Source organism: Shigella sp. FC1544, from assembly GCF_001722145.1.
In the GTDB taxonomy this organism is placed as follows: Bacteria; Pseudomonadota; Gammaproteobacteria; order Enterobacterales; family Enterobacteriaceae; genus Escherichia; species Escherichia coli.
In genome coordinates, this window is sequence record NZ_MECT01000252.1 from 1 (window position 1) to 1,913 (window position 1,913).

1 protein-coding gene and 4 pseudogenes are annotated in these 1,913 nt (G+C 40.4%); 1 reads left to right on the plus strand and 4 read right to left on the minus strand.

The features are described from left to right. Positions 1-201, minus strand: a pseudogene (locus tag BGK49_RS13435) (transposase); the annotation flags it as partial. 10 nt (positions 202-211) lie between these two features. Here BGK49_RS13435 and BGK49_RS27070 point away from each other — a divergent pair. Further along, positions 212-443: pseudogene (locus BGK49_RS27070) on the plus strand (IS1 family transposase); the annotation flags it as partial. 108 nt (positions 444-551) lie between these two features. Here the strand turns inward: BGK49_RS27070 and BGK49_RS13440 are convergent. The 3 genes and pseudogenes from BGK49_RS13440 to BGK49_RS13450 form a co-directional block, all read right to left on the minus strand. Beyond that, positions 552-1,130: a hypothetical protein gene (locus BGK49_RS13440; RefSeq protein WP_000868557.1), complete on the minus strand. Its 579-nt coding sequence runs from the start codon at positions 1,128-1,130 to the stop codon at positions 552-554. A gap of 48 nt (positions 1,131-1,178) precedes the next feature. Continuing rightward, a pseudogene (locus BGK49_RS31090) lies at positions 1,179-1,437 on the minus strand (integrase core domain-containing protein); the annotation flags it as partial. A 113-nt stretch (positions 1,438-1,550) separates the two neighbouring features. Beyond that, positions 1,551-1,797 (minus strand): annotated as a pseudogene (locus BGK49_RS13450) (ATP-binding protein); the annotation flags it as partial. Positions 1,798-1,913: the final 116 nt, after the last annotated feature.

Genomic DNA, 1,913 nt, shown 5'->3' on the forward strand with positions numbered 1-1,913 from the left:
CCTGGATTCGGTCATCCATTTATCGCTGTGCTGCCACAGGAAGCGAGTTCCCTTTGCCTGACGACGACTTTCAACAGGAAGATGCGGATGTTCATTCTGGCGGGTTTTATCCACCACCTCACCCGGTTGTTTCGCCACATGAAAGCGATCGAAGGCTATTTTCTCAACCGCATTGGGTAAGTGGATGCGCGCTGCTCTTAGTTTGCTGAGCCAGTTTAGCATTGCCTTCTACATGACCGATGCCTGAGCCGGTATACCGAACTTTATTGTCCTCAACCAGTCATGTTATAAGCAAGAAATGCACTCAGCGGATAGAGCGACATAATCTGAACCTGCGGACACATCTTAAGCGGCTTACCCGCAAAACCATATGCTTCTCAAAGTCTGATGATATGCACTACAAGATCATCGGCTGGTATCTGACAATCAACCACCACCACTAAATCTGCGTCACGACCTGCAACTGAGTCTGGTTGAACAGGCTGAGGCTCTGCTGAAGCAACGCGAACCTCTCGACTCTTGTTGGATTTTACCAAATAGTTTTTCTAAAATTAAACACATTTATATAAGTTCTTTGCTGAACAAAACGCAGCCCGCCATCCTTTTTCATTCATAAATTCAGCAATGGCAGATAAAACTTTTTCATCAAGCATATAAAAAATAATGCAAGTAGACTCAATATGCCTCATACAAATAAGGCCGCACATATCCGTAATATATTTGTCAATGCTGCTATAATTTGCATGGTAATATGCCATGCTATTATCTGATGATTTTACATATGCAGTATGACATATTTTTCCTTCACGATTAACAAAACTGACAAAACCACTTTCACCAGGAGTAATATATAAAGATGAATTTAACGTGTGCTCACTAATATTCATTAATTGTTGAAATTCAATGGAATAGTTTTCAGTTAATGTATCTATTATCTTGGCTTTGTCTTTCTTTGTTATCTCATTGTCTTTTTCGGCAAGAAAAATTGCCACTTTATGACATGCATTCAGCTCGTTAATTTTACCTGATAAAACTGCTTTTCTTACCACATCGTTGAACTCATCGATAGTGTGTTTTTTATTATATATATCATGAAAAATATAGCCTAAAGACTTAAACGAGACTTTCATTTTATATTCTCCTTAAATATTAACAGGATATATATATCACATTTTCCTCTATATTTTCAGAAACCAGCTATCATTTTCCCCATTACTGGTACGTCGCTTCAGATATTTCCGCAGCAAGCGATAACCCTGCGCACTATGAGGATGCCATTCATTATAATGTTTGAACACCTTCGCGAGACTACTTTACTGCTGTTAACACGTCAGGTTCGAACATAACACTGATTTAATCATATTTCATCGTTTTGACGAAGTTTTCTGCCATTCCATTTTGCACCGCCGTGTGTTTGGGGGCAAGGCCGACCATCTGTGTTTCATTCGCCAGATATAAGTGATGAGATGGCATTCTCCCTCCTTCACGGCAGAAGCATTTTGACCGTTTAGGGGATGCGGACGATTTTCATGCCTGCTAGGATACTTTCGTTACTGATGCTGTCCGTTTTCCACCATTTCATCATCACTGATTGGCGTTGTGTTTTTGGTCAGCACTCCAGCTTTACGTTTCTCTTTTAACCGGTAACTCTCTCCTTTGATATTCAGCGTGTAGCAGCCGATCTAGGATCGCTGTTGCCAGCACGTGATCTCCGAACATTTCTCCCCAGTCTGCGACCCCTTTGTTTGACGTCAGTATGATGCTCGCTTTTTCATATCGACAGTTCATCGATAGGAATTTAAATCCCCAAAAGATTAAAAAAGCACCGAAGAATGCGCGTTTATTCAACACAACCTGATCATCAAGTAATCGGTATAGACACTTAATATTGCTTACATTGATTGATTCAATGT

What these genes read in the sequence shown, in the direction of transcription:
- BGK49_RS13440 (WP_000868557.1), bottom strand. Translation starts at nt 1,130, where the DNA reads ATGAAAGTCTCGTTTAAGTCTTTAGGCTATATTTTTCATGATATATAT.